This window comes from Caulobacter sp., assembly GCF_965279145.1.
Lineage (GTDB): Bacteria > Pseudomonadota > Alphaproteobacteria > Caulobacterales > Caulobacteraceae > Caulobacter.
In genome coordinates, this window is sequence record NZ_OZ257139.1 from 2,598,875 (window position 1) to 2,623,242 (window position 24,368).

The 24,368-nt window shown below is 66.1% G+C and carries 20 protein-coding genes and 1 pseudogene; 13 read left to right on the forward strand and 8 right to left on the reverse strand.

From position 1 onward, the window contains the following. Positions 1-37 precede the first annotated feature (37 nt). The 6 genes and pseudogenes from ACQY9P_RS12230 to ACQY9P_RS12255 all read right to left on the reverse strand — a co-directional run. Positions 38-193, reverse strand: a pseudogene (locus tag ACQY9P_RS12230) (helix-turn-helix domain-containing protein); the annotation flags it as partial. Between the two features lie 56 nt (positions 194-249). After that, the gene (mgrA, locus tag ACQY9P_RS12235; RefSeq protein WP_421738989.1) at positions 250-1,308 is read right to left on the reverse strand and encodes an L-glyceraldehyde 3-phosphate reductase; all 1,059 of its coding nucleotides are present in this window, start codon (positions 1,306-1,308) and stop codon (positions 250-252) included. Positions 1,309-1,450: 142 nt separating this feature from the next. Further along, positions 1,451-2,179 carry a FadR/GntR family transcriptional regulator gene (locus ACQY9P_RS12240; RefSeq protein ID WP_421738988.1) on the reverse strand — a complete coding sequence of 243 codons (729 nt, stop codon included), beginning with the start codon at positions 2,177-2,179 and terminating at the stop codon, positions 1,451-1,453. 175 nt (positions 2,180-2,354) lie between these two features. Further along, positions 2,355-3,011 carry a 2-dehydro-3-deoxy-6-phosphogalactonate aldolase gene (locus ACQY9P_RS12245; protein ID WP_421738987.1) on the reverse strand — a complete coding sequence of 219 codons (657 nt, stop codon included), beginning with the start codon at positions 3,009-3,011 and terminating at the stop codon, positions 2,355-2,357. Then, positions 2,998-3,930 (reverse strand): 2-dehydro-3-deoxygalactonokinase, encoded by a 933-nt coding sequence (locus tag ACQY9P_RS12250; protein ID WP_421738986.1) that lies wholly within the window; start codon positions 3,928-3,930, stop codon positions 2,998-3,000. Before ACQY9P_RS12250 ends, ACQY9P_RS12245 begins: the two co-directional genes overlap by 14 nt. Further along, on the reverse strand, positions 3,930-4,052 hold the full coding sequence (locus ACQY9P_RS12255; protein ID WP_421738985.1) for a hypothetical protein: 123 nt from the start codon (positions 4,050-4,052) through the stop codon (positions 3,930-3,932). Before ACQY9P_RS12255 ends, ACQY9P_RS12250 begins: the two co-directional genes overlap by 1 nt. A gap of 394 nt (positions 4,053-4,446) precedes the next feature. Between ACQY9P_RS12255 and ACQY9P_RS12260 the strand changes: the two genes are divergently transcribed. From ACQY9P_RS12260 to ACQY9P_RS12285, 6 genes are all read left to right on the forward strand, one after another. Next, complete coding sequence (locus ACQY9P_RS12260; RefSeq protein ID WP_421738984.1) at positions 4,447-7,395, forward strand: TonB-dependent receptor; 2,949 nt, start codon at positions 4,447-4,449, stop codon at positions 7,393-7,395. 94 nt (positions 7,396-7,489) lie between these two features. Then, the gene (locus ACQY9P_RS12265; RefSeq protein ID WP_421738983.1) at positions 7,490-9,013 is read left to right on the forward strand and encodes a tryptophan halogenase family protein; all 1,524 of its coding nucleotides are present in this window, start codon (positions 7,490-7,492) and stop codon (positions 9,011-9,013) included. Positions 9,014-9,402: 389 nt separating this feature from the next. After that, positions 9,403-11,040, forward strand: a complete 1,638-nt coding sequence (locus ACQY9P_RS12270; RefSeq protein WP_421738982.1) for a DUF5597 domain-containing protein — start codon at positions 9,403-9,405, stop codon at positions 11,038-11,040. Positions 11,041-11,084: 44 nt separating this feature from the next. Then, the gene (locus ACQY9P_RS12275) at positions 11,085-13,928 is read left to right on the forward strand and encodes a TIM-barrel domain-containing protein (RefSeq protein ID WP_421738981.1); all 2,844 of its coding nucleotides are present in this window, start codon (positions 11,085-11,087) and stop codon (positions 13,926-13,928) included. A 93-nt stretch (positions 13,929-14,021) separates the two neighbouring features. After that, positions 14,022-14,258, forward strand: a complete 237-nt coding sequence (locus tag ACQY9P_RS12280) for a tryptophan 7-halogenase (RefSeq protein ID WP_428151654.1) — start codon at positions 14,022-14,024, stop codon at positions 14,256-14,258. 444 nt (positions 14,259-14,702) lie between these two features. Further along, positions 14,703-15,524 (forward strand): flagellin, encoded by an 822-nt coding sequence (locus ACQY9P_RS12285; protein ID WP_421738980.1) that lies wholly within the window; start codon positions 14,703-14,705, stop codon positions 15,522-15,524. Positions 15,525-15,655: 131 nt separating this feature from the next. Here the strand turns inward: ACQY9P_RS12285 and ACQY9P_RS12290 are convergent, their stop codons facing one another. Next, complete coding sequence (locus ACQY9P_RS12290; RefSeq protein ID WP_421738979.1) at positions 15,656-16,948, reverse strand: lytic murein transglycosylase; 1,293 nt, start codon at positions 16,946-16,948, stop codon at positions 15,656-15,658. 192 nt (positions 16,949-17,140) lie between these two features. Between ACQY9P_RS12290 and ykgO the strand changes: the two genes are divergently transcribed. From ykgO to ACQY9P_RS12315, 5 genes are all read left to right on the forward strand, one after another. Next, on the forward strand, positions 17,141-17,266 hold the full coding sequence (ykgO, locus tag ACQY9P_RS12295) for a type B 50S ribosomal protein L36 (RefSeq protein ID WP_007663273.1): 126 nt from the start codon (positions 17,141-17,143) through the stop codon (positions 17,264-17,266). Further along, entirely contained in the window at positions 17,266-17,883 is a 618-nt protein-coding gene (locus tag ACQY9P_RS12300; protein ID WP_421738978.1) for an HAD-IA family hydrolase, read from the forward strand. The genes ykgO and ACQY9P_RS12300 overlap by 1 nt, the downstream gene beginning before the upstream one ends. Positions 17,884-17,945: 62 nt before the next feature. Beyond that, entirely contained in the window at positions 17,946-18,212 is a 267-nt protein-coding gene (locus tag ACQY9P_RS12305) for a DUF2312 domain-containing protein (RefSeq protein WP_421738977.1), read from the forward strand. A 55-nt stretch (positions 18,213-18,267) separates the two neighbouring features. Beyond that, entirely contained in the window at positions 18,268-18,633 is a 366-nt protein-coding gene (locus ACQY9P_RS12310; RefSeq protein ID WP_421738976.1) for a hypothetical protein, read from the forward strand. Between the two features lie 391 nt (positions 18,634-19,024). Continuing rightward, a complete protein-coding gene (locus ACQY9P_RS12315) occupies positions 19,025-19,453 on the forward strand; it encodes a hypothetical protein (protein WP_421738975.1) in 429 nt (142 codons plus the stop codon). A gap of 156 nt (positions 19,454-19,609) precedes the next feature. Here ACQY9P_RS12315 and ACQY9P_RS12320 read toward each other — a convergent pair whose 3' ends face one another. Further along, positions 19,610-21,082: a sigma-54-dependent transcriptional regulator gene (locus ACQY9P_RS12320; protein ID WP_421738974.1), complete on the reverse strand. Its 1,473-nt coding sequence runs from the start codon at positions 21,080-21,082 to the stop codon at positions 19,610-19,612. 195 nt (positions 21,083-21,277) lie between these two features. On the opposite strand from ACQY9P_RS12320, the gene ACQY9P_RS12325 reads away from it, so the two are divergent. After that, positions 21,278-21,640, forward strand: a complete 363-nt coding sequence (locus tag ACQY9P_RS12325; RefSeq protein ID WP_421738973.1) for an MmcQ/YjbR family DNA-binding protein — start codon at positions 21,278-21,280, stop codon at positions 21,638-21,640. A 903-nt stretch (positions 21,641-22,543) separates the two neighbouring features. Next, entirely contained in the window at positions 22,544-24,334 is a 1,791-nt protein-coding gene (locus tag ACQY9P_RS12330) for a M3 family oligoendopeptidase (protein ID WP_421738972.1), read from the forward strand. The last annotated feature ends 34 nt before the right edge of the window (positions 24,335-24,368 follow it).

Here is a 24,368-nt window from a genome sequence, read left to right on the forward strand (position 1 = left end):
GATCGGCGGCGCCGAGACGCCGCCGGGCCTTGTCCAGATGCCAGTCGACGGTGTGCTTGGAGAGGCCCAGTTCGCGGGCGATCTCCTTCGAGCTCAGGTGGCGATCGACAAGGCGCAGACACTCGCGCTCACGGTCCGTGAGTCGATCAAGGCCGCTGGACGTCTCGGCCACGGAACTCGCCCCCTTGTCCATGCTTTGATCTTAGGCGAGGCGCGGCTTTGAGCAAGCGCGCCCAACCAGGCGATCCGCTATTTGCGCGGCATGTCACCGGACTCGAGGCCGGACGAGACCTTCCAGAGGTCAATGCCGCCTTCCGAGGCATGGCGATCGATCTGGGCCAGCTCCTCGGTCGAGAAGGCCAGGGCGTTCAGCGCCGCCAGCGAGTCTTCCAGCTGCGCCACCGTGCGGGCGCCGATCAGGGCCGAGGTGACGCGCGGATCGCGCAGCACCCAGGCGATGGCCATCTGCGCCAGGGTCTGGCCGCGCGCCTGGGCGATGGCGTTCAGCGCTCGGATCCGCTCCAGATTGTCGGCGGTCAGCAGATGGCCGCCGAACGAGCCGTCCTTGGCGACGCGCGAGTCGGCCGGGACGCCATTCAGGTACTTGTTGCTCAGCAGGCCCTGGGCCAGGGGGGAGAAGGCGATGCAGCCGACGCCGAGGGTCTCAAGTTCGTCCAGCAGCGCATCCTCGATCCAGCGGTTGAGCATCGAATAGGACGGCTGGTGGATCAGCAGCGGCACGCCTTCGGCCTTGAGGATGGCGTGGGCCTTGCGGGTCAGTTCGGGCGAGTAGGACGAGATGCCGACATACAGCGCCTTGCCCGTGCGATGCAGATGGGCCAGCGCGCCCATGGTTTCTTCCAGCGGCGTCGTGGGGTCGACCCGGTGCGAGTAGAAGATGTCGACATAGTCCAGGCCCATGCGCTTGAGGCTCTGGTCGCAGCTGGCGATCAGGTACTTTCGCGAGCCGCCGATCTTGCCATAGGGGCCCGGCCACATGTCCCAGCCGGCCTTGGTGGAGATCACCAGTTCATCGCGATGGGCCTTGAAGTCGGTCGCCATCACGCGGCCGAAGTTCTCCTCGGCCGAGCCGTAGGGCGGACCGTAATTGTTGGCCAGGTCGAAGTGGGTGACGCCCAGGTCGAAGGCCCGGCGCAGGATGGCGCGACCGGTCTCGAACACGTCCTCGCCGCCGAAGTTCTGCCATAGCCCCAGCGAGATCGCCGGCAGGTCCAGGCCGCTGCGGCCCGTGCGGCGATAGGGCATGGCGTCATAGCGGGTGTCGGCGGCGGCGTAGGGCTTCTGCATGGGGTGTCCTTCGTTCGTGATCCTCTCCCCAGAGGGAGAGGTGGCGGCCCGAAGGGACGACGGAGAGGGAAGTCGGCTGAACGGCAGCGCTCCCCCCTCCGGTCGCTTCGCGACCACCTCCCCCGCTAGGGGGAGGATTTATCTAAGCCTCGCGGCGCGCGGCTTCCGACTCGGTGGAAGGCGACGCGGCGCGGATCAGTTCCAGCACGTCGACGATGATCTCGCGCATGGCCTTGGAGGCCTTGTCGGCATCGCGAGCGATGATCGCCTCGGCCACGTCCTCGTGCGAGGGAATCGAGGCGGTGCGGCCCTTGATGCGGTTGGTGAAGCGGATCGAGATGCGCAGGGCGGTGTTCACCAGCTCGTGCAGCTCGCGATAGAACGGGTTCTTGGTCGCGTTCAGGATCGAGATATGGAAGGCGATGTCGGCTGACAGGGCGTCGTCCTCGCCCTGGGCGGCGGCCTTCATCCGGCGCAGGCCCTTGCGGATCTCCTCCAGGCCCGCCTCATCGGCGTTGCGGGCGGCCAGGGCGGCGGCGGCGGGCTCGATGCCCAGGCGCATCTCGGTGAACTCGGCCAGCAGCCGCAGGCTGAACTTGCGCTCCAGCAGCCAGCGCAGGACATCGGGATCCAGCAGGTTCCACTCGGCTTCGGGCTCGACCACGGTGCCGTGGCGCGGGCGGGCGCTGAGCAGGCCCTTGGCCGTCAGCATCTTGACCGCCTCGCGGGTGACCGTGCGGCTGGCCCCGAACTGCTTGGACAGTTCGCCTTCGGTCGGAAAACCGACCACGGCGTATTCACCGGTGACAATGGCCTGACCAAGCGCCTCTACAAGACCATAGGTCAAACTGAGGCCAGGCTGGGTGCGCATTGTCTGTTCTGCTTTCCTGCAAGGTCGGCGCGATCTGAATCGCCCCTGTGTAGCGTGGTTCGGTCAGGCCCGGAACGGTTACCCTACATGCGAATACAGTCCCGGCGGACAGTTATCAGACCAATTTATTCGGCTGCCCCCTTCAGCGGGACGGCGATGGCGAAATCGCACGGCGTCATCGGGCCTCTCGGGGATTTGCGAGCTCGGTCTGGGCGTTCCAGGCGGCGAGCAGGGCGGAGGCCTTCTGGCCGACCACTTCGGGCGCGTCGCCGGGACGATACAGCTCGCCGCCGACGCCGATTCCGGCCACGCCGGCCGTCAGCCAGGGTTCCAGATTGGCCGCGCCGACGCCGCCCACGGCATAGACTAGGATGTCCTTGGGCAGGACGTCCCTGACGGCCTTGATGTGGCTGGGACCAAAGCTGCTGGCCGGATAGAGCTTCAGCGCCCGGGCTCCGGCCTTGACCGCCGCGAAGGCCTCTGACGGCGTCGCGAACCCGGGCATGACGGTCAGGCCCAGGGCGACCGCGCGGGTGATCACGTCGGGATCGGTGTTGGGCGTGACGATCAGCTTGCCGCCGGCCGCGGCGACGTCATCGACGGCCGCGGGGGTCAGCACGGTGCCCGCGCCGCACAGCGCGACCTCGCCATAGGCTTCGCAGAGCCGGCGAATGCTTTCCAGCGGCTCGGGCGAGTTCAGCGGCACCTCGATGGCGCGGATGCCGGCGTCCACGAGCGCCTTGGCGACCGCCACGACTTCGTCGGGCTTGACCCCGCGCAGGATGGCCACGATGGGCGGCGGACGGGTGGCGACGGGCTCAGGCGAGGACATGGAAATCACTGTTCTTTGTTTGCGACAACGTCGTGAGTCCGGCCAGGACCGCCGAGTCTCCGTCGATGGCGGCTGTTTCGCCGCCCGCGCTGGAGATGGCCTGGCCATAAAGAGTGTTCAGGGCCGGGGCGCCGATCAGGGTCACCCTGCCCAGTTCGCCGAACCAGCGCCGGGCGGCCGCCGCGTCGGCGCCGATCAGCAGGCCCGACAGGAAGCCCATGGCGTCGCCGCCCGACAGGCCGTTCAGCAATTGCCGCGCACGGGTCTCGAACAGGAGGTGCGGCAGCAGGGCGGGGCCCTGCTCGCCGATGCGCGCCAGGCCCATCGCGTAACCCGCGTCCGAACCCACGACGTCCGGACCCAAGCCGGCGGCCAGGGTCGAGTGCTGGCGCAGCAGGGCGAAGGTCTCGCCAACGGGCGCGGTCAGGAAGCCCGTGATCGCGCCGTCCTCGACAACGGTCCACTTGCTGTGGGTGCCCGGCAGGACCAGCAGGTGGCGGCCGCGCTTCAGGGCCGGATCCAGCTCCAGCGCGCCCAGGATCTGTGTCTCCTCGCCGCGCATCACGTCGGGGCCGCCCAGCGGATTGACGCACGACAGGCCCGGGATGATCGACACCGGCAGGCCGTCGGCCTCGATCTTCAGCACGCGCTCGCGCAGGTCGGCGGCGGACGCCGGGCAGGGGGCGTAGGGCGCCTCGACCCAGCCGATGCGCGAGCCGACCATGCCGCACAGGATGGCGCCGGACGGGCCGGCTTCGCGCCAGTCGCCCACAAGGTCGAGGAAGGTCTGCTCAGGCGAGGTCGTCAGGGCGCTGACGCCGGGACCGTCGCGGCGATCCAGAACGCTCTTGCCCTGGCGCAGGTAAAGTCGGAGCCGCGAAGTGCCCCAGTCGCCGAAGATCGAGATCGAAGGATCCATCAGGGCGCGCCTCGGCCGCGGCGCGGCCCTTCGCGCGTGATCGCGCCGCCGATACGGACTATGTCCTTCACGCCATTCTCCAGGATCTCGCGGGCGATGGGCATGTTGCCGATTTCGGCCATCCCCGGATAGCCCTCGGGGGCGTGGCCCTGGAGGGCCCTTCGCCGAGCGGCTGCTTGCCCGGTCTATCCTTGCTCATGGCCCATCCCTGTCGTCGGGCGCCTGCCCAGCAAAAACGATCGGCTCATTTATAATATTATATCGGACGCCGCAAACCTCCGCTCGGCGTGTGGAGGGCGGCCGCGCCCTGAATATGGCCGCCTCCCGGCGAAGCCCCCCCCCCTGTGGCCGGAAAAACGCGCTCATGAGTGAAATGATAGCGCTATCAAATTCGGCTTGAAGGTCTCAATTATACGATTATACATCACGCTAGATCGTGCGAACCCAGACGGGGAAGCGCACGTCACCGGCGCCTAGAAGGCCGGGGCGGATCGAAAACGGGGGAAGGGAACAGGCATGAACAGCCTCAATCAATCACATCGTAAACTCATGCTGGCGGGCGCTTCGGCGTTGGTCCTGTGCGTGGCCGCGCCGTCGGTCGTGTTCGCTCAGGACGCCGGCAAGGACACCGCCGTCGAAGAGGTGGTGGTCACCGGCCAGCGCGCGGCCATTCAGTCGGCGCAGAAGATCAAGCAGAACGCCCTCGAGATCGTCGACGGCGTCAGCGCCGACGACATCGGCAAGCTGCCGGATCGCTCGGTCACCGAAGTGCTGCAGCGCATTGTCGGCGTCACCATCGACCACACCATGTCGCGCGGCGATCCCGAGCACTTCTCGGTCGAGGGCTCGGGCGTCAATATCCGCGGCCTGACCTATGTGCGGTCCGAGCTGAACGGACGCGATAGCTTCACCGCCAACGGCGGCCGCTCGCTGAGCTTTGAAGATGTGCCGCCCGAATTGATGGCCGGCGTCGACATCTACAAGAACCCCTCGGCCGAGCAGATCGAAGGCGCCATCGGCGGCCTGGTCAATCTGCGCACCCAGATGCCGTTCAACCACTCGGGCCTGAAGCTGGCCGGCTCGGTCGCGGCCGGCTGGGGCGAGTTGTCCAAGGGCAAGGCCAAGCCGTCGGCGTCGTTCCTGTTCAGTAACCGCTGGGACACCCCGATCGGCGAGATCGGCGCCCTGTTCGACGTGGCCTATTCCAAGAGCCACACCCGCACCGACGCCATCCAGCAGGAGCCCTATTTCCCGCAGGCGGCAGATGCGTCCAATCCGTGGAACACGACGGGCAAGACCGTCTGGGCGCCCAACGGCCTGCAATGGCGGACCCTCGATTTCGACCGCAAGCGCGTGGGGGCCTACGGCGCCCTGCAATGGCGTCCCAATGACAAGGTCGAGACAGCGCTTACCTGGTTCAATTCGCAGTACGACATGAACTGGGGCGAGTACGCGATCTTCTCGCAGATCGGCTCTCCCGGGAACGTGGTCGTCACCAATGGCCAGTATGACGCCAAAGGCGTGCTGACCAAGGGCACGCTGAGCGATCCGTCCGATGGCGGCATGCCGTTCAACGACGACGTCCGCGCCGCCAACCGCAAGTCGCGCACCACCGACTGGGCTTGGAGCACCACCTGGACGCCCGACGATCACCTGTCGATCAAGACCGACCTGCAATATGTGCGCGGCACGACCAAGGGCTTCGACTCGACGGTCGCCACCGGTCTGTTGATCCCCAGCGAGACCATCGACCTGACGGGCAAGCTGCCGAAGATCGGCGTCGACACCACCTATATGTCCAATCCCAGCAACTACTACTGGGCGTTCACCATGGATCACTTCGACGAGAGCGTCGGCAAGGAGTGGGCCTGGCGCGGGGACGTGGACTACAAGTTCGACGACGGCGTGATCAAGTCGCTGCGCTTCGGCGCCCGCTACACCGATCGCCAGGCGGAAAACAAGAACACGCCCTATAACTGGCAGGCCCTCAGCCAGACCTGGATGCTGGGCTGGTATATGCCGGATCTGGCCTATCTGAGCGACTACAAGGCCAGCAACACGCTGTATTCATTCCCGAACTTCTTCAACGGCCAGGCCAGCCTGCCGTCGGCGGTGGTGTTCCCGGGCCTGGATCTGGCCAACGGCTGGCCGGCCAGCTACGCCAAGCTGCACGCTTTCCGGGCCGACAACAGCTTCAGCGACAAGGGTTACACCTTCGCACCGGCCAGCTATGGCGCCGGCGCCATCAACCTGCAGGGCGAGAACACCTGGGCCGGTTACGTCCAGGCCCGCTTTGGCTGGGATCAGCTGACCTGGCCGGTGGACGGCTCCGTTGGCGTGCGGGTGGTCAAGACCCGCGCCGAGGCCACGGGCTCCTTCGTCGGCGCCCAGACCCCGACCCTGGACACCACCATCCCCGCCGGCGTGATCCCGACCTTCGTTCGGACGTCGACCGAGGGGACCTACGCCAACGACTACACCAATGTTCTGCCCAGCCTGAACGTGCGGGTGAAGATCCGCGACAACCTGCAGGCCCGCTTCGCCGCGGCCCGGGCCCTGGCCCGTCCCGACTTCAGCCAGCTTCAGGCCTATACGACCCTGGATGTCTCGGTCTCCGGCACGGGCAGCGCCGCGCGCGCCAACCTGACCGGCACCGGCAGCGGCAACCCCTATCTGGAACCGACCAAATCGGACCAGTTCGACGCCACGCTGGAATGGTACTTCGCCCCGACCGGTTCGCTGACGGCGGCGGTGTTCCACAAGAAGTTGAGCGATGTGGTCACCAACACGCTCTACAACGTGCCCTATGCGGCCTCGAACGGTACGGTGTACCAGTTCTCGACCACGGCTCCGGTCAACGGCGCCAAGGGCAAGGCCGACGGTATCGAAGTGGCCTACAGCCAGTTCTTCGACTTCCTGCCCGGTCCGCTGTCGGGCTTTGGCTTGCAGGCCAACTACACCTATGTCGACAGCAGCCAGGAGCTCTACAAGCTGCCGACCAACGTGACGGCCGGCCAGCAGGCCACCCTGGCCCTGAACCAGCTGGGCATCGACACCGACGGCTCGAGCTATGGCGAGCTGCCGCTGACCAACCTTTCCAAGCACACCTACAACGTCGCCCTGATGTACGAGAAAGGCCCGATCTCGGCCCGCCTCGCCTACAACTGGCGTTCGAAGTACCTGCAGGCGGTCAACGTCAACGGCACGCGCGGCAGCAACGGCTACAACAAGGCCACCGGCAACTACGACCAGAACTGGGCCCTGCCCACCTGGGCCGATGACTACGGTCAGCTGGACGCGTCGTTCTTCTACAAGTTCAACGAGCAGGTCAGCCTGGGCGTCGAGGCGCAAAACCTCACCGACGCCCAGTACAAGCAGCTGATGCAGCAGAACATCGGCATGAAGGGTCGCGCCTGGTTCGTCACCGGTCGCCGCTACAACGCCCAACTGCGCCTGACCTTCTAGGGATCGGGACAGCCAGGATGAGGGGCCCGCGTCTCCAGCCGAGACGCGGGCCTTTCGGCGCCGATAAGCTCGGGCGTTCTTCCGGGGGAGCCGCATGACCGACAACCGCATCCGCAAGATCGTCATCGTGGGCGGCGGTACGGCCGGCTGGATCGCCGCCGCCGGAATCTCGCGTTTCTTCGAAGCGCGCCCCATCGAGATCGAACTGATCGAGAGCGACCAGATCGCCACCGTCGGGGTGGGCGAGGCGACCATTCCGCCGATCCGCCAGTTCAACGCGGTGCTGGGCATCGACGAGATCGAGTTCATCAAGGCCACCCAGGCCACGTTCAAGCTGGGCATCGAGTTCAAGGACTGGCGCACGGTCGGTTCGCGCTATTTTCATGGCTTCGGCGACTACGGCCCGGCGATCGACGGGGTTTCGCCGCATCACCACTGGCGCAAGCTGCGAGAGGCCGGCGATCCGACCAGTCACGAGGCCTATTCCCTGGCCACGATGATGGCCAGGGCGGGGCGCTTCCGGCCGCCGGCCACCGATCCGCGTTCGATCTATTCCACCTATTCCTACGCCTTTCAGTTCGACGCCGGCCTGTATGCCAGGTTCCTGCGCGGCTATTCGGAAAAGCGCGGCGTGGTCCGCACCGAGGGCAAGGTCGTCGATGTCGCGCTGCGCCCCGAGGACGGCTTCATCCGGTCGGTGCGGCTTGAGGGCGGGCGTGAGGTCGAGGGCGACCTCTTCATCGACTGCTCGGGCTTCCGGGGGCTGCTGATCGAGGGGGCGCTGAAGACCGGCTACGACGACTGGTCGCGCTGGCTGCCGGTCAATCGCGCCCTGGCCGTGCCGTGCGACGGCGACGGCGCGCTGGAGCCCTACACCACGGCCACCGCCCGCGCGGCGGGCTGGCAGTGGAAGATCCCGCTGCAGCACCGCACGGGCAACGGCTACGTCTTCTGTGACGGCTTCATCAGCGAGGATGAGGCGGCCAGCACCCTGATGGTCAATCTGGGCGGCAAGGCCCGGGCGGGCCTGAATTCCCTCCGCTTCGTCACCGGCCGTCGGCGCAAGGTGTGGAACAGGAACTGCGTTGCCATAGGCCTGTCGTCGGGCTTTCTTGAGCCGCTGGAGAGCACCAGCATCCACCTGATCCAGAATGGCGTCGGCCGGCTGCTGGAATATTTCCCCGATCGCGATTTCGACCCCGACCTGGCCGAGACCTTCAACCGCCTGAGCGCCGACGAGGTCGAGTACATCCGCGATTTCCTGGTGCTGCACTATCGCACCAACCAGCGCGAGGATTCCGAGTTCTGGCGCTACTTCCGCTCCATCGATCTGCCCGACACGCTGAAAGGTCAGATCGAGCTGTTCCGCGAGGCCGGCAAGGTGGCGCTGCATACCGAGACCTCGTTCATGGAGCCCAGCTGGCTGGCGGTCTATCTGGGGCAGGGCGTTGTGCCCGCCAGCCACGATCCGCGCGCTGATCTGATCCCCGAGGCCGAACTGTCCCAAGGCATGCGCCGGCGGCGCGAGGCGGTGAGCCAGGCGGTTAACGCCGCCCCCCGCCAGGCCGAGTTCATAGCTCGCTACTGCAAGGCGCCGGCGCTCGAGGGGGCGGCATGACACGCCTTGAGGCTCATCTAGGCATGATTGATAGCGCTATCATTTCGCTTGCCGCTCCTATTTGTATGACTATAGTCCAATGCAGCGGCGCGGGGGGATCCTGCCTTTTCCCTCGGCTGCGGCGAGCGGGCCAACCGGCTCCGACACGCGTCGCGCGGCTTCATTCTCCCCGAAACCGTGCGGCATTCTCCCCGCGCATCGTCTCCTGCGGCGATGCGCGGCCTTTTTCGAGCGCGGACGGCGCGCTTCCCATCAAACGTGATTGCTTTGCGCGACAGCTCGGGCAATCATCTGACAAATAAAGCTGGTAGCGGTAACAAATTCGCGGCTCTCGGCCTCGTGGGCGAGCGGCCACCAGAAGCCAAGGCCAGAAGCCAAGGGAAGAAACGATGACCGGGTTGATCCCCTTCAAAACTTTGCGTGTCGCGCTGATCGCCGCGTCGGCGATGGCCTTGGCCGGCGGCGTGGCCATGGCGGCCGAAACGCCCCGGCTGGTCGAGAAGAATGGTCGTCACGCCCTGATGGTGGACGGCGCGCCGTTCCTGATGCTGGGCGTCCAGGTCAACAACTCCAGCAACTATCCCTCGCAGATGCCCAAGGTGTGGCCGGCCGTGAAGGCGCTGCAGGCCAACACCGTCGAGGTTCCGATCGCCTGGGAGCAGATCGAGCCGACCGAGGGCAAGTTCGATTTCTCGTATCTCGACCTGCTGATCAAGCAGGCCCGCGACCATGACGTGAAGCTGGTCATCCTGTGGTTCGGGACCTGGAAGAACAACGGGCCCAACTACGCCCCTGAATGGGTCAAGCTGGACAACAAGCGCTTCCCCCGGGTGATTACCGCCAAGGGCGAGACCCGCAACTCGCTGTCGCCGCACTTCCCCGCCACGCTGGAGGCCGACAAGAAGGCCTTCGTCCAGCTGATGCGCCACATCAAGGCGGCCGATCCCGACCACACCGTGATCATGATCCAGCCCGAGAACGAGACCGGCACCTACAGCGCCGTCCGGGATTTCTCACCCACCGCCCAGAAGCTGTTCGACGCGCCCGTGCCGGCCGAACTAATCAAGGCGCTGGGCAAGACGCCGGGAACCTGGCGCCAGGTGTTCGGCAAGGACGCCGACGAATATTTCCACGCCTGGTCGATCGGGCGCTACGTCGATCAGGTCGCCGCAGCCGGCAAGCGCGAGCTGGACCTGCCGATGTACGTCAACGCCGCCCTGCGCGACCCGTTCAACGACCAGGATCCCTACACCTACTCGTCGGGCGGCCCGACCTGGAACGTGCTGGACGTCTGGAAGGCGGCCGCGCCGTCGATCGACGCCATCGCCCCAGACATCTACATGCGCGAAAGCGCCAATGTCCGGAAAACGCTGGACCAGTACCGCCGCCCCGACAACGCGTTGTTCGTGCCCGAGATCGGCAGCGACAAGGGCTATGCGCGCCACATCTACGACGTGCTCGGCCATCAAGGCATCGGCTTCGCGCCGTTCGGCCTCGATTACACCGGCTATTCCAACTATCCGCTCGGCGCCAAGACTGTCGATGCTCAGGCGCTCGAGAACTTTGGCGTCCACTACCGTCTGCTGGCGCCCATGGCTCGCGAGTGGGCCAAGCTGTCCTTCACGAGCGACGTTTGGGGCGCGGGCGAAGCCGATGATCGCAAAGCCGAAACCCTGAAGCTGGGGGATCGGTGGACGGCCACCGTATCGTACGGCGAATGGCAGATGGGCACGCTCGACTCCTCGTGGATGGCCAAGGCCGACAAGCCGTCCAATCGCGAGATTCCGGACGGCGGCGCCCTGATCGCCCGACTGTCGCCAAACGAATTCCTGGTCACCGGCTACCGCGCCCGCGTCAGCTTCGGCTCGGCCAAGGGCGAACGGTTCCTGATGGCCCGGGTCGAGGAAGGCCACTTCGAGAACGGCCAGTGGGTCTTTGATCGCCTGTGGAACGGCGACCAGACCGACCACGGCCTGAACCTGACGACCGTGCCGCAGGTGCTGAAGGTCAAGCTGGCCGCCTACTGAACATGTCCCAGAACACGTCCAAGACCCACATGGGGGAACCCAAGATGCGCGCCTTCCACAAGCCGATGGCCCTGGCCTTCGCCCTGGCCCTGACGGCCTCGACCTCCGCCCTGGCGCTGGAGGCCGGCTTCGAAAAGACCGCCGACGGCGTGGTGGTGACGCCCGCCTCGGGACCGGCCAAGAAGGTGCGGCTGCAGGTGATGAGCGATCGCGTCATCCACGTGACCGCGACGCCGACCGACAGCCTGGACATGCCAGCCAGCCTGATGGTCACGGCCACGCCCAGGACCTCGGGCTTCACCGTCGAGAGCGTCGGCGGCAAGGTCGTCGTCAAGGCCGGCAAGGCCACGGCGGAAGTGATGCTCAGCGACGGCGCGGTGTCGTTCAAGGACGCCGCGGGCAAGACGGTGCTGGCCGAGCAGGGCCGCCAGGCCTTCAAGCCGCTGACCATCGACGACAAGGGCTTCTACGCCGTCAGCCAGCGGTTCAATCCGGGCACGGACGAGGCCTTCTATGGCCTGGGCCAGCACCAGAACGGCCAGATGAACTACAATGGCCAGGACGTCGAACTGGCCCAGTATAACCGCGACATCGCCGTGCCGTTCGTGCTGTCCAGCCGCAACTACGGCGTCCTCTGGGAGAATAACGGCATCACCCGCTTCGGCGACCCGACGCCGTATGACGTGGCCTCGCGCGACCTGAAGATCTTCGACGCCAGCGGCAAGGCCGGCGGTTTCACCGCCAAGTATTACGTCAAGGGCGAGCTGAAGCTGACCCGCGTCGAGACCGACATCGACTACCGCTACCTGAAGGACCTGGCCAAGTGGCCGGCCGAGCTGACGGGTCCCGACAAGAAGCCGGTGCGCGGCGCCACCGTGGTCTGGGAAGGCTCGGTCGAGCCGTCGGTTTCGGGCGTCCAGAAGTTCAAGCTCTACTCGTCCAGCTACGCCAAGCTCTATGTCGACGGAAAGCTGACGATCGACCGCTGGCGGCAGAACTGGAACCCCTGGTTCCACAACTTCACGGCCCCCATGGCGGCCGGGACCCGGCACAAGATCCGCGTCGAGTGGGATCCCAATGACGGCTATATCGGCCTGGTCCACAACAACCCGATCCCGGCGGCCCAGCAGAAGTCGCTGACCCTGACCTCCGACGTCGCCCACGCCATCGACTACTATTTCGTCGGCGGCGACAATCTCGACCAGGTGGTCGGCGGCTATCGCGAACTGACCGGCAAGGCCGTGGCCATGCCGCGCTGGGCCTACGGCTTCTGGCAGAGCCGCCAGCGCTACGAGACCCAGGACCAGATCGTTGGGGTGCTGAAGGAATATCGCGACCGCAAGCTGCCGATCGACAACGTCGTGATGGACTGGCGCTACTGGAAGGACGACAGCTGGGGCAGCCACAAGTTCGACGAGACCCGCTTCCCCGATCCCAAGAAGATGCTGGACGACATCCACGGGATGAACGGCCACTTCATGATCTCGATCTGGGCCAAGTTCTATCCGACGACCGAGCACTACAAGGAGCTCGACGCCAAGGGTCACATGTATCACCGCAATATCGAGCAGGGCGCGCTCGACTGGGTGGGGCCGGGCTATCTGAACTCGTTCTACGACCCCTATTCCAAGGAGGCGCGCGACATCTACTGGCGCCAGGTCAAGGACAGCCTGAAGGGCTATGGCGTCGACGCCTGGTGGATGGACAGCGACGAGCCGGACATGCACTCCAACCTCGACATTCCCGAGCGCACGCTGCGCATGGGGCCGACGGCTATGGGCCCGGGGGCCGAGTTCTTCAACTCCTACCCGCTGATCCACACCACCGGCGTGTTCGAGGGCGAGCATGAGCTGAACCCCGACAAGCGCAGCTTCATCCTGTCGCGCTCGGGCTTCGGCGGCATCCAGCGCAACGGCGTCGCCCTGTGGAGCGGCGATGTCGTGGCCCGCTGGGACGACCTGAAGGACCAGATCTCGGCCGGCGTGAACCTGTCGATGTCGGGCGTGCCCAACTGGACCACCGACATCGGCGGCTTCTCGGTCGAGGATCGCTACACCAACAAGGATCCCGCCCACTGGGCCGAATGGCAGGAGCTGAACCTGCGCTGGTTCCAGTTCGGAGCCTTCTCGCCCCTGTTCCGCAGTCACGGCGAGGAGCCGTTCCGTGAGATCTTCAATCTCGCGGACGCCGGGACCGAGGTCTACAAGTCGCTCACCTGGTACGACGAACTTCGCTACCGCCTGATGCCCTACACCCTGACCCTGGCGGGCGACATCTATCACCGCGACGGCAGCATCATGCGCGGCCTGGTCATGGACTTCCCGAGCGACCTCAAGGCGCGGGACGTCAATGACGAGTACCTCTATGGCTCGGCCTTCCTGGTCGCTCCGGTGACGGCGTTCAAGGCCCGCTCGCGTCAGGTCTATCTGCCGGCCGGCGCCACCTGGTACGACTTCGAGACCGGCAAGGCCCATGCCGGCGGCCATACGATCAAGGCCGCCGCGCCGCTCAACCGCATGCCGCTGTTCGTGAAGGCCGGCTCGATCGTGCCGACCACGGGGGTGCAGCAATATGTCGGCGAAAAGCCCGACGCGCCGATCACCCTGGTGATCTACACCGGCAAGAGCGGGACCTTCGAACTCTATGAGGACGACGGTCTCAGCAACGGCTACACGCGCGGCGCCTATAGCCGCATCCCGGTCTCGTACGACGAAGCCTCGGGCCGCGTGACCATCGGCGCCCGCTCGGGGTCGTTCAACGGCATGGTCGACAAGCGGGTGTTCAAGGTGCGCTTCATCGGCGACGGCGCGAAGCCCGTCGACTTCGATGGCGTCGACGCCACGGTCGACTATGCGGGCCAGCCGGTGGTGGTGACGCGGAAGAAATAGCCTGTTGGTCTTCTTGCCACGCCGCGTGGGGCGCGTCCTCATGCGGCGGGGCTTGAAGGGCCTATTCCAGCGCCCACCTCGACGACGAGGCCGCTGCACGGCGATGATCCCGTCGCCCGCGATGAGTATAGCCGGCTCTCCCTTCGGGACATGAAGCACATCCGGGATTTCATCACCCTGCATTACTTCAGCCACGGCCGATCAGGGCCGCTCTGGGAAGCCTGCCGGGCGAGGCCGGTTCCCGACGGCCTGCACCACAAGATCGACGTCCTCCGGTCGCGCGGGCGGCCTGTGCGGCTTGATGACGAACTGTTCGCCGAGGCCAGCTAGGGCCTGTCCTGCTGGGCCAAGGTGTTGTTCCACAAGGCTATGAGCCTTCGGCGGATGCTCGCGATCCGGCCGATGTCGCCCGGCGTCTTGCGGGCATGCGCGGTCAGATCGTCAAGGTGGTCGATCGCTGCCGACCCATGCGGCGTTCATTTCTGAGCGCCGCCGCGCGCCGACCTGAGCCCGCGATTCCGGTTAAGACTTTCCGAACGGCGCCGCCCGCGCCCTTGCCGCGCAAGGGATTCGAGAGTCTCGATCAGAGTCTTAACGGGGTCTAGATTCCAGTTCTTACCGCGATGTTAGCATTAACGAAGCTGTCTGATGTATTAAGCATGCGTCGATATGTCTTAAACGAAATGGAAATCTCAATCTTGGATACTTTTCGGCGGGTAAAATGCCCGCCGGCCTTAAAATGAGGCCGAAGACCTTGAATAGGAGTCTTTCGTAATGGCGCTGAACAGCATCAACACGAATCAGGGCGCTCTGATCGCTCTGCAAAACCTGAACACCACCAACCAAGAAACGGCCCAAGTCCAACAACGCATTTCCACCGGCAAGAAGGTGGGCAGCGCCAAGGACAACGGCGCGATCTGGGCGACCGCCAAGAACCAGTCGGCGACCGCCTCCTCGATCAATTCGGTGAAGGACTCGCTGCAACGCGGTCAGTCGACCATCGACGTGGCCCTGGCCGCCGGCGATACGATCACCGACCTGCTGGGCAAGATGAAGGAAAAGGCCCTGGCCGCTTCCGACACCTCGCTCAACACCTCGTCGTTCAACGCTCTCAAGGCCGACTTTGAATCCCTGCGCGATCAGGTGACCAAGGCCGCCACGAACGCCAAGTTCAATGGCGTCAGCATCGCCGACGGCACGACCACCAAGCTGACCTTCCTGGCCAACTCGGACGGCTCGGGCTTCACCGTCAATGCGCAGACCCTGACCCTGGCCGGCATCGGCCTGACCACCGGCTCCACCTTCACGACCGCCACGGCCGCCAAGGCCATGATCACGACGGTCTCCGAGGCGCTGCAGACGGCCACCAACAAGCTGGCCTCGCTGGGCACCAACTCGACCGGCCTGGACACCCATCTGACCTTCGTCGGCAAGCTGCAAGACAGCCTCGACGCCGGCGTGGGCAACCTGGTTGACGCCGACCTGGCCAAGGAAAGCGCCAAGCTGCAGTCGCTGCAAACCAAGCAGCAACTGGGCATCCAGGCGCTGTCGATCGCGAACTCGTCGAGCTCGTCGATCCTGAGCCTGTTCCGCTAACCAAAACGACGGCCGGACCGGCGGGGCGCGTCTAGCCCCGCACGCGCCAACGGCCGCGACCTGAAAGGGGCGGACTTCGTGTCCGCCCCTTTTTTCTTGCCGGCGTTATCCGCCCACGGCGGAGCGCGGGGCTAGGTCAGCCCTGCCTGGGCCTTCAGCCTCAGCACCATGTCCATCGACAGATAGCCGTCGGCCGGCACGCTTCGGCTTTGCTGCCAGGCGCGCAGGGCCTTGCGGGTGCCCGCACCGATCACGCCGTCGGGCGCGCCGGGATCGAAGCCCAGGCGGGCCAGGGCGATCTGGGCGGCCATGCGATCCGACAGCGACAGCGGCGCCTCGACCGGCCAGGCGGTCACCAGCGGGCCCTCGCCGCCGAAGCGGTCGGCCAGCAGGCCGATGCCCAGGGCGTAGGAGGTCGAGTTGTTGTACTTGCGGATCGCGAAGTGGTTGGGCAGGGCCAGGAAGGCCGGTCCAAAGGCTCCGGCGGGCAGGATCAGGCCGGCGGGGGAGGCGGCGTCGGCGCTGGTCCAGGGCAGTCCGTCGGCCCGCCTGACGCCCCTGGCTTCCCACCACGACGGGATCTCGCGCGGGCCCTCGGCCAGGCCGTAGTCGAAGCCGGCGGGCAGGATCACTTCCCGTGCCCAGCCCACCCCGCGCTGCCAGCCGCCCTTGGCCAGCAGGTTGGCGGCCGAGGCCAGGGAATCGATGTCCGACGTCCAGATGTCGCGCTTGCCGTCGCCGTCGGCGTCCACGGCGGTGGTGCGATAGTTGCTGGGCAGGAACTGGGTCTGGCCCATGGCCCCGGCCCATGAGCCCTTCAGCTGGGCGCGGGTGACCTCGCCCGAATCGATGATCTTCAGGGCGGCGATCAGCTCGCCCTCGGCCCAGCCGCGGCGGCGGCCGTCGGCGGCCAGGCTGACCATCGAGCGCACGACGTCGAAATTGCCCTGCAGCTGGCCGAAGGCTGATTCCATGGCCCAGACCGCCAGCAGGATGTCGCGCGGCACGCCGTAGCGGCTCTCGATATCGGGCAGGTAGGTCAGCTGCTCGCGCTTGTTGCGGCCCACGGCGACGCGGTCGTCGCTGATCACGCCCTTGATATAGTCGCCGACCGGTTTGGAGAACTCCGGCTGCCGGCCGTCCAGGCTGATGACCTTGGGATCGGGGGTTACGCCGCCCAGCTCGCGCTCCAGCAACTGCCGCGTCAGGCCGGCGGCCTGGGCGCGAATCATGAAGTCCGCCAGCCAGGTGTCGAAGCCCAGCTCACCGGCCGGTACGGGCGTCTCCACGGCCGGCGGAGGGGTGTTGCCGGCCGGCGAGGGCGGGGGAGTCGGCGGGGCCGAAACCGGCGGCGTCAGCGGCCCCTGGGGCGAGGTGTCCGCGCAGCCGGCGAGAAGAAGAACGAGAAAACAACGACGATCCATGACGACAGGCTACCGGCAACCGGGCAAACTCTTCAATCACAAGGCCGACAGAGCGGTGAAGTTCCGCGTCAGCGCGCCGAGCCGATTGACTCTGATCGCTGCCTTGCCTATACGCCCTCCCTCCGAAACATCCCGGACGTTCCGGTCGCCACTTGGTGCGCCCGAACCTCTCCGCTGAGTATAGAGACGGTCATGAAGGTTCGTAGCTCGCTGAAGTCGCTGAAGTCGCGTCACCGCGACTGCAAGTTGGTCCGCCGTAAGGGCGTGGTCTACATCATCAACAAGACCGACCCGCGCTTCAAAGCCAAGCAGGGCTGATGACGGCTGCCGCGCCTCCCAGGGCTCTGCTCTGGGATGTCGGCAATGTCATCGTGCGCTGGAATCCGCGCACGCTGTTTGCGAAGATCTTCAAGGAACCAGCCGAACTCGACTGGTTCCTTTCGCATGTCTGCACCATGGATTGGCACGGCGAGACCGACCGGGGCCTGACCTTCGCCGACAATATCGCGCGACTGACGCCGCTGTATCCCGACCATGCCGAGCAGATCGCCGCCTGGTGGGACCGTTGGCCGGAAATGTTCTCTGGGACGTTTCCCGAGACCGAGGGCGTGATGGATGATCTGGCCGCGCGGGGCGTCCCGCAGTTTGGCCTCACCAACATGTCCAGTGAGAGCTGGCCCGGCGTCCAGGCCATGAGTCCGGTGTTCCGCCATTTCCAGGACGTGGTCGTCTCGGCCGAGGAGGGCGCCATCAAGCCCGAGCGGCGGATCTACGAGATCGTGCTGGAGCGGACGGGCCTGAACCCCGGCGACCTGCTGTTCATCGACGATAGCGCCGCCAATATCGCCGCCGCCGACGCGATGGGTTTCCATACACACTTGTTCACAGATCCGGCGGCCCTGCGGCCGATGATTCAGGCCCGCGGGCTGTTGTGAGGCAAGAGCGTCGCGACTATGGTCCGCGACCCAATTTCCACTCCGACTGAGAGCTTTCCGTCATGGCCGACGACGCCGCCCACGCCGACGTTCTGAACTCCACCGCCCAAGGCCAGCTGAAGAGCATCATCGAGCGCATCGAACGCCTCGAGGTCGAAAAGACCGAGATCGCCGAGCAGATCAAGGAAGTCTACGCCGAAGCCAAGGGCAACGGCTTCGACGTCAAGATCCTGCGCAAGGTGGTCCGCATCCTCAAGCAGGACCGCGCCAAGCGCCAGGAAGAGGATGCGATCCTCGACCTCTATCTGTCGGCCGTCGGCGCGATCTAAAGCGCCGATTTTTGCGGGGTGCGTCTTGGCGCGGCTTGGGGAATAGTCCGAGGCGATGCGCGCCAAGCCCCCCGATCGCAAAGCTCCCGATCGCAAAACCCCTGACTCCAGGGCCCAGGCCAGGAAGGCCGCGCTGAAGGCGCTGGAACGCGCGCGCCGCGCCGCCGACAAGGCCGGGGTCGAGCTCTCCGACTGGGAAGGCGAGTTCCTCGGCTCGGTGGCCCAGCGCATCCAGACCTATGGCCGGGCCTTCGGCGATCCCGAAAAGGGCGGTCGCGACCAGGCCCTCTCGGCCAACCAGACCATCAAGCTCAAGGAAATCGTCGCCAAGGCCAAGGGCGAGAAGAAGCCGCTCGGGCGGGGCAAGGGCTTTGGCCGACGCGAGCGGCCCGTCACCGTAGAGTCGGAACCCGAAGACTAGTCCGGCATTCAGAGTAACAGCACAATGTCGGCGCCTGTCGTCTCAAGCGCTGCCTTGCGGCCTGAGTTCAGCAATGGCTGTCGGTGGGGCCGGATATCCAGCCGAGATGAGCATTCTACTGGCGAAATCAGTACCCAAATCTTACTAGAAAGCAACGTTCGGCGAACTCCGTTAAGGTCTTGGTAATCATACCGAATGAAAATACGAACATTCAAGTTATTGCTTATTCGAGATAATCTGAACGGTTCGGCCGGTGGGGGCGACGTTCTTTTCTAGCGCGCGTGGACTCTGATCTGCATCGGCGCCGGATTAACGCTGACAGATAGGGACCAATGCTATGTCGACGACTTATGAATATCTATTGCGAAGAAAGGCGGATCTAGAGGTCCGCATGGTGGACGCTCAAAGGCGCGCCGCGGCGCCCTTCGAGGGGGAGCTTCAGGCCATCACCCTGGCGATTGGCGCGATCGAACGCGCGGGCCTCGTCGAGGGGCGTGTCGCCAACGAGCAGCCATCCTTCGCCGGATCAGCCACGACTCCGGCGCCCAGCCGTCGCGGACGGCGCAGCCGCTCGACCGGCGACATGATCCTGATGGCCCTGGAGCGGGCAGGTTCGGGGATGGGCGTGGCCGACATCGTCCAGCAACTGGAGCGTCGCTGGAACCGGACCATGCCGGCGGCGGCGGTCATGCTGGAGCTGCAGCACCTGGAAGCCGAGGGCGCGGTGGCCCGGGGCGTCGCGGGCTGGAGCCGCAGGGCCAGCGCGCCGATACAGGACACGTCCCCGGACAGTGACAACGACATCGCCAACGTGGCGTGACGCCAACGGGTGATCCCGACTAGAACCTTTCTTCTTCAAATCGCGTATTTGAAGAAGAAAGGTCCTAGGTCGCTGTTTTCGAGCGCGTCGGCTTCGACGGTCGGATCAGTGTCTTCAGGCGCTGTTCGCGCGAGATGGGGCGCAGGACGATCGCCATCAGCCGGCTTCCTTCATGTCGACGTCGATGCCCTGCTCCCGCACCTTGCGATAGAGGGTGGATCGACCGATGCCCAGGCGGCGCGCCACCTCGCTCATGTGACCGGCATAGACATCGATGGCGTGCTGGATCAGGTCGCGCTCGATCTCTTCCAGGGTCCGCAGATGGCCGCGGTCGTCCAGAATTCGCACCGGCGCGTCGCCGGGGGCGCTGGCCAGGGCGGCGTGCGTGGCTTGCAGCACCGCCGGCAGATCGGGCGTGCTGAAGCCGGGCGCGGGCATGGCCTCGATCGGGGCCTGCAGGCCCGAGATCGCCGGGAAGTCATAGGGTTGCAGATAGGGCGCGTCGGCCAGGACGATGGCGCGATACACCGTGTTTTCCAGCTGGCGCACATTGCCCGGCCAGTCGAAGGCGGTCAGCAGGGCCAGGGTCTCGGGCGAGGCGCCGATGACGCGCTTGCCCTCTTCCACGTTGAAGCGGCGGATGAAGGCCTCGACCAGGGCCGGCACGTCCTCGCGGCGTTCGCGCAAGGAGGGGGCTTCGATCGGGAAGACGTTCAGGCGGTAATAGAGATCCTCGCGGAACCGGCCCTGCGACACGGCGTGGGCCACGTCGCGATTGGTCGCCGAGACGATGCGCACATCCACCTTCTGCGAGCGCTTGGAGCCGATCGGATCGATCTCCCCTTCCTGCAGCGCGCGCAGCAGCTTGACCTGCATGTCCAGCGGCAGCTCGCCCACCTCGTCGAGGAACAGGGTGCCGCCGTCGGCCTCCTTGAACTTGCCCAGGTGCTTGTCGGTGGCGCCGGTGAAGGATCCCTTCTCGTGGCCGAACAGGATCGACTCCACGAGGTTTTCCGGGATGGCGCCGCAGTTGACGGCCACGAAGGGCTTGCCGGCGCGGTCGGACGAGCCGTGCACGGCGCGGGCGATCAGCTCCTTGCCGACGCCGCTTTCGCCGGTGATCAGAATGGGGATGGCGCTCTTGGCGGCGCGCTCGCCCATCCGCTTGACCAGGGTCATGGCCGGCGAGGTTCCGATCAGGTCGGCGAAGGTGGTCTTGCCGGCTGTGCGCTTGGTCAGCCGCTCGACCTCGCCCTTCAGGTCGCCCATCGACAGGGCGTTGCGGATCGACACGGTGATCCGCTCGGGCGAAGCGGGCTTGATGAAGAAGTCGGTGGCGCCGGCCTGCATGGCCTTGACCACGGTGTCGACGCCGCCGCTGGCGGTCAGCACGATCACGGGCTGCGAAAAGCCGCGCGACCGCATCTCTTTCAGCGTGTCGTGACCGTTCAGGCCGGGCATGACCAGGTCCAGCAGGATCACGTCAGCGGGCGCGCCGGACGACAGATGCGCCATGGCCGCGTCGCCGCTCTCGGCGTGCGAAACCGCGAAGCCATCGCGTTCCAGCACGGCCTGGATCAGGCGGCGTTGAGTCGGATCGTCATCGACGACGAGAACCGTCTTGGACATTGGAAGACACCCATCATAACCGGCCGCGTCCAACGTGGGACAGGGCTCTTGTTGGCTCAGAGTGATACAGCAGGGGTGTAAAGACCGGGTTTCGGAGACGTGTCCGGGGCCTTAACGGACGCGCTTAACCGGGTCTGAACAGGGGCCCGTCGGGGGCGGTTGCCAGTTGGTCCTTTCGCGGACCATTGTTACGCCATGGTCGACGACGCCACCCTTCGCGCCCTGGCGCTGGCGCTGCCCGAGGTGGAGGTGGGCGATGACCCGTATGGCTTCTCGGTCGGCGGCAAGGCCGTGGCCTGGGCCTATCTCGCCCGCTCTGCGCCCAAGGCCGCCCGCGTGCGGGTTCCAGGCGTGATCGCCATTCGCTGCCGGATTGAGACCAAGGACATGCTGATCGAGGCCGCGCCGGAGCGCTTCTTCTCCGACGATCACTATCGGGGATACCCGGCGGTGCTGGCGCGGCTGGTGGAGATCGAGGCGGAGGAGCTGGCGGGTTTGCTGCGCGAGGCGTGGCGGGTCGTGGCGCCGAAGGCGGTGGCGCGGCGGTATGAGGTTTGAGGGGGGGGCTCCGTGGGTTTGCGCCTTCAAGTCCTCCCCCTAGCGGGGGAGGTGTCGCCGCAGGCGACGGAGGGGGAAGTGCTGCTGACTCATTGCGGTCTTCCCCCACCGGCCTCCGGCCGCCTCCCCCTTCAGGGGGAGGACCTGTCGCGCTGTATCCTCCGCGCTTAGCGAATCGAACTGAGCGAATTCAATCACTTCCAACTTTCTCGCGCTTGCGTATCCCCCGCTCCCAAAACGGGTGGATACTTCTCCTTGTCCCCGTCGCAGGGGGAGGGCGCTTGGTACCGGCCCAAAGCGGCGACGGGTGATGAAGCTGAGCGGGGCCGCGACGCCCTGGGCGGCGGGTCGAAGCGGGCGGACTGTCTCAGAAGGACGGACCGCGCGCCGAGGGGCCCGTCGGCCGAGCGAGCGCGGGTTGAAGAGGGCGGGGATCAGAGTCCGCCTATCGCACATCGTCGGCGTCGAGACGGATTAGCCGATCGACAAGATGCGCGCCCGTCCGGGGGCTAGTTGGGAATCAGAGCTGAAACCGACGCTCGTGTGCCCCAATCCTTACGGTCAAGAACAGCTTGGCGAAGCGGACAGGTCGAGCCGAAACGCACAAAACACATCACGGTCATCCGGGTTCGCCCCGGCCGCTTCGCGCCTCCCCATCCACTTGCAGCCGATCTGGCGCGAGGCTGAGAGCCCGTGTCCGCCAGACTTGCCCCCTACGGACCGCTTCGCGGTCGTCTTCCCCCGGAGGGGGAAGATGGGATCCGCGTGCTTCATCTTCCCCCTACGGGGGAGGACGACCTGCGCAGCAGGTCAGGAGGGGGCCAGTGCGCCGGGGCCACGAATGTCGCCCCCAAGCGCCAAGGCCGTTGCGCCTCACCCCGCAGGGGCCATATCGGTAGGATCATGAACGCCCCCTTCAAGACCGACGCCCTGCCCGAGTGGAACCTGACCGACCTCTATGTCGGCCGCGAGGACCCCCGCATCGAGACCGACCTGGCCGCCGCCAAGGCCGCCAATGACGAACTGGCCTCGCTGGAAGGCCTGTTCCTGCAGGCGCGGGGCGAGCCCGAGCGCCTGGGCCTGCTGATCGATCGCGGCATCAAGCTTTACGAGCAGGCGACCAACAGCCTGTGGAGCGTCGGCGCCTATGCCAGCCTGTCGGGCTCCATCGCCAAGGACGACCCGGCCTGGGCCAAGTTCGAGGGCGACCTGCGGGCGCGCTCGTCGCAGATCGCCGCCGAGAGCCTGTTCTTCTCGCTGGAGCTCAACAGGCTGGAAGACAGCGAAATCGAGGCGGCGTTGACGGCCCATCCCGCCGCCCGCCGCTGGACGCCGTGGCTGCGCCGGGTGCGCCTGTCGCGGCCGCACGAGCTGTCGCCCGACCTGGAGCGCTTCATCGTCGACAAGAGCCCGGCCGTCGCCAACTGGGTGCGGCTGTATGACGAGACCCTGGCCAAGCTGAAGGCCCAGGTCGGCGACGAAAGCCTGACCCTGCCCGAGGCGCTGAACCGTCTGTCGGATTCCGATGTCGGCCGCCGCAAGGCCGCCGCCGAGGGTCTGGCCGCCGCCCTGGAGGAGCGGGTCTCGACCCAGGCCCTGGCGCTCAACACCCTGGCCTTTGAAAAACAGGTCGAGGACCGCTGGCGCCACTACAGCGACCCGGCCCAGTCGCGCCACCTGTCCAACGAGGTCGACGCCGACGCGGTCAACGCCCTGGAGGCGGCCGTGGTCGAGGCCTATCCGCGCCTGTCGCACCGCTACTATGCGCTGAAGGCCAGGATCATGGGCGTCGAGGCCCTCGACTACTGGGACCGCAATGCGCCGCTCGATGCCGCCGCCCCGCGCACCTATGACTGGAAAGAGGCCCAGGCGATCGTGCTGGACAGCTTCCAGAGCCTGGCCCCGAAGTTCGCGCAGAACGCCAAGACCTTCTTCGTCCAACCGTGGATCGACGCCCGGCCTAGGGCCGGCAAGCAGTCGGGGGCCTATGCCCACCCGGTGACGGCCGAGCGCCACCCCTATGTGTTCATGAACTATATGGGCGAGCGGCGCGACGTGCTGACCCTGGCCCATGAACTGGGTCACGCCGTGCACCAGACCCTGTGCGCGCCGTTGGGCACCCTGCTGGCCGACACCCCCCTGACCCTGGCCGAGACCGCCTCGATCTTCGGCGAAGGCCTTGTGTTCGAGCGGCTGCTTGCCGAGGCCGCGCCGGACGATCGCCGCAAGCTGCTGGCCGGCAAGATCGAGGACGGTCTCAACACCGTGGTCCGCCAGATCGCCTTCCACCGCTTCGAGCGCCGCTTCCATGAGGCGCGGCTGGAAGGCGAGCTGTCGGTCGAGCAGATCGGCGGCCTGTGGCTGGAAGTGATGGGCGAGAGCTTGGGTCCGGCCGTGCGGCTGAACCCCGGCTATGAGCACTACTGGGCCTATGTCAGCCACTTCTGCCACGCGCCGTTCTACGTCTATGCCTACGCCTTCGGCGACCTCTTGGTGCGCGGCCTGATGGAGAAGCGTCGCGAGGATCCGGAAGGCTTCGCGCCGCTCTATGAGGAGCTGCTCGCGGCGGGCGGCACCAAGACCTATGTCGAGGCGCTGAAGCCCTTCGGCCTGAATCCGCGCGAAAAGGCGTTCTGGGCGGCGGGGTGTTCGCAGCTGGAGCGGCTGGTCGATGAGTTCGAGGCGCTGGTGTGAGCGGCGTCGTCCAAATCCTCCCCCTGAAGGGGGA